Source organism: Candidatus Bathycorpusculum sp., assembly GCF_009778815.1.
Taxonomy (GTDB): domain Archaea; phylum Thermoproteota; class Bathyarchaeia; order Bathyarchaeales; family Bathycorpusculaceae; genus Bathycorpusculum; species Bathycorpusculum hydrogenotrophicum.
In genome coordinates, this window is sequence record NZ_WRFL01000123.1 from 1 (window position 1) to 2936 (window position 2936).

Here is a 2936-nt window from a genome sequence, read left to right on the forward strand (position 1 = left end):
CTTTGTAGTTGTTAGTCAAAGAATAGTAAAGCTTGATGGTGAACGACTGGTTTTTCCAACTAAACACCCCAAAAAAGCCCAAGTACGACTTACACCAAAAAATCCTCTGCAAAAAAGTCTTCTTGAACAAGCCCAAAATGGGTATTGGAAATTTGGACAAATATTTCTAACCCCAAAATGGTGCACCATACCCTTCACAAGATTTCTCGACCTATCCAAAGAAGAACAAGACCCCCACATCCAAGCCCTACTTCAATAACACCGCTCAACACCTATGTTACACACTTTTGCCCATAAAAAATGGGCATCCTTTTGAACTGCTAACAATTCCAAATAATATGACACCGTCAATTTTCCAGACAACGTCTGGATTAATTTCACGAATCACCTTGTTTGTGCATTCTCCATTATAGTGCGTATCTCGTATGGGGATTGTGTGGTTTTTTAATTTTAGAAGCATGTTAGTTTGGTGAGAAAATGAGTTTATGTGCGTTTGAACGCTTAGACAGTATAAGAGGTTGTTATGCATATGTGTTATTAGGTAGTGTTAGGTTGTGTGGGTTAATGTTTAAAAGACCGAAAGTAAGTCTGCTTACCATTGGAGGTTGGGCAAATGAGTAACACCATAACAAAGCAAGAAGAAAGACAAGTGTTTGATGAGTGGAACTTTACTGTGTGGTCTGACAGTAGAGACTGGTGCCGCCAATGCAATAAAGAGAAAAACAAGCTCGTGTTTGATGACCAAACAAAAACCACCAAATGCACACAATGCGAACACATTGAAACATACAAAGATAAAGAATGGAAGATTCTACAGGCAAAACGATACGTAGCCTACCACTATATGCCTGGTAAATACTTTTTTGGCAATCTACCCAAAGAAGAAATTTTCCAAAAATACCTCCGCGACCTCAACCATGTTGACTGGTCAGCCCAACTCATACATGACTACGTACTGGCAAAAATGAAAAACGAAAAAACCATCCAAGACAAACTATTAGAAACCGCCAAATTAGTCGTTGAAAAAATGAGCTACGACTCAACAACCTGGAAAACACTATTTGAAAAAATGGATACCAACGACCCCGAAATATTCTATCAAGTGCCGCAAATCCGATACGAATTCGCCGAAAAAAAACTAAAAGAAGCCACACAAAATAAAGAAGAACTACACTCCATCATGCGCGGTTATCTATCAACCTTGACAACTGTATATAGTTACAGCCGATGGAAAAATGACAGAGTAACCTGCTGGATAGTTAGCGAAATTATAAAGTTATGCGATATCGAAAGCGAATCAATAGCCTTCTACACCGACCTCTTTGATTGCGATCCACTGATAGAGGGTTTTCAAGATGACCTTGTTACAGGAAAGAAACGGGAAATCAACATAAAAGACTCATACATCCAATGGGAACTTAGACTGGCCGATAAATACTTGCAACAGACAAAAGCTCTGGGAGCAACTCAAGCCGCCTATGACGCATTAACCGCCAAACTTGGAATACACGCCCTATGGCCCCCAACAAAAGTATTACCTTTTGATATAAAAACCGTTGAAAAAGTCGTAAACTTGGTTAACGATTCCGAGCTTCTTCGATTCTACAGTACGGCCCTTAGTCTAGATGCGATTGATCCTGCAAAGGCATGTTATTACGCAAATCTATTTATCGAAAAAGTGAAAAAAATACTACCTGAAATAACTCCGATTGAGCAAGAACTAAAAAAACAAGCCGCCTACATAACCTGAGCGACTCTTTTACCATCGTTTCCTTTCTCCTCCTTCAAAGTCTCTTTTTTGCATGTCCCCTAAAGTTACTGGCTTATTTTTTGGTTGTTTAGGCGAAATAACCTGATTTAGAGTTGGGTTATTAACTGGAATGTTACCATTATTGGTAGGTTTGGTTGGTTGGGTTTTGAATAAGCTTTCTGATGAAGGCACTTCTGTTTGTTTTACGTTTAAGGTGTTTGCGAACCATGCACTTGTTCCCTGTGATTCCATATCTTTTACTGCTTGTGTGGTAAACTTTTCATCATTCATTAAACAAGAAAACTTGTCTTTACCATCTCCCATGGTATAATGGGCTATGTTGTTAGCTAAGGTCGGATTTCGCATAACCACTACACTACGAACTTTTGCCATAGCATACCCGTAAGTTCTTTGCTCTTTTGCGGTCATCTTTACCCCTGAAATCTGTGAAAAAGTCTTGCCCAAACTATCAGGGGATGCATTTTGAAAGTCTTTTTCGGCTAAATGGTCAATGTCTCGTTGATTTTCTGGTGTGCCTAGTTGTTTTACTGCTGCAAAGATTTTTGCATTTGCGACTGTTCCTTTTTCTGTGACTGCACCTGTGTTGAAAGTGTCTATGGCAAAGCGAGGTGCAGTATCCAAAGCTTCGAGATTGGGTACGTATAGACCCTTTTTTATGGCCGTCACGGTTTCTCTGTTTGTTCCCACTTCGTCACGAGCATATTGATAGAATATTGAACGCCCTTCTTTGGGTAGGTTGCCTTGGTTTTGGGCTCTTTGCCAGTTGCTATATGCTACTTCGGGTGGCAACGTTTGTAGATGTCGCTTTATCTCAAACCCAGCCGCACGTGGATCTTTGAGATTCTCTGCTATCTCTGGATAGTTGCCTGCAACATAACCAGCATATACGTCCTCGTTTGACTTCTTGACAAGCTCTTCCATAAAATGTGCACTTGCTTCAGGTGTAGCTGTTGGGAGTACGTCGCCTGCAGAGTTTTTGTATAAGGCGGCGTTTAGGGTGGATCCTGCTCTGTTGTTTAGGAATTCTTGTGCAGGAGCTTTCTGCCTATTCATTGTACCCGTCACCATGTAACCCATGCCACGCATACCCCCACCCATGGAACCCATGCGCATACCACCGCCCCCACCTCCAATGCCGCCTCCAAAAAAGCCCGAGACCGCACCC

Annotated in this window: 3 protein-coding genes; 2 read left to right on the plus strand and 1 reads right to left on the minus strand. The window is 41.2% G+C overall.

Annotation, left to right across the window (positions count from 1 at the left end; translation table 11 throughout):
* Both FWF39_RS12240 and FWF39_RS12245 read left to right on the plus strand, forming a co-directional pair.
* Window positions 1-259, plus strand: a 259-nt coding sequence (locus FWF39_RS12240) for a hypothetical protein (RefSeq protein WP_343383717.1), incomplete at its 5' end; no start/stop codon positions are given.
* A gap of 354 nt (window positions 260-613) precedes the next feature.
* Complete coding sequence (locus FWF39_RS12245) at window positions 614-1750, plus strand: hypothetical protein (RefSeq protein ID WP_343383718.1); 1137 nt, start codon at window positions 614-616, stop codon at window positions 1748-1750.
* Window positions 1751-1759: 9 nt separating this feature from the next.
* Here FWF39_RS12245 and FWF39_RS12250 read toward each other — a convergent pair.
* The coding region (locus tag FWF39_RS12250) for a hypothetical protein (RefSeq protein WP_343383719.1) at window positions 1760-2936 on the minus strand (1177 nt) is incomplete at its 5' end.

Excerpts from the sequence above, each read along its gene's own strand:
- FWF39_RS12245 (WP_343383718.1), top strand. The coding sequence starts at position 614 with ATGAGTAACACCATAACAAAGCAAGAAGAAAGACAAGTGTTTGATGAG.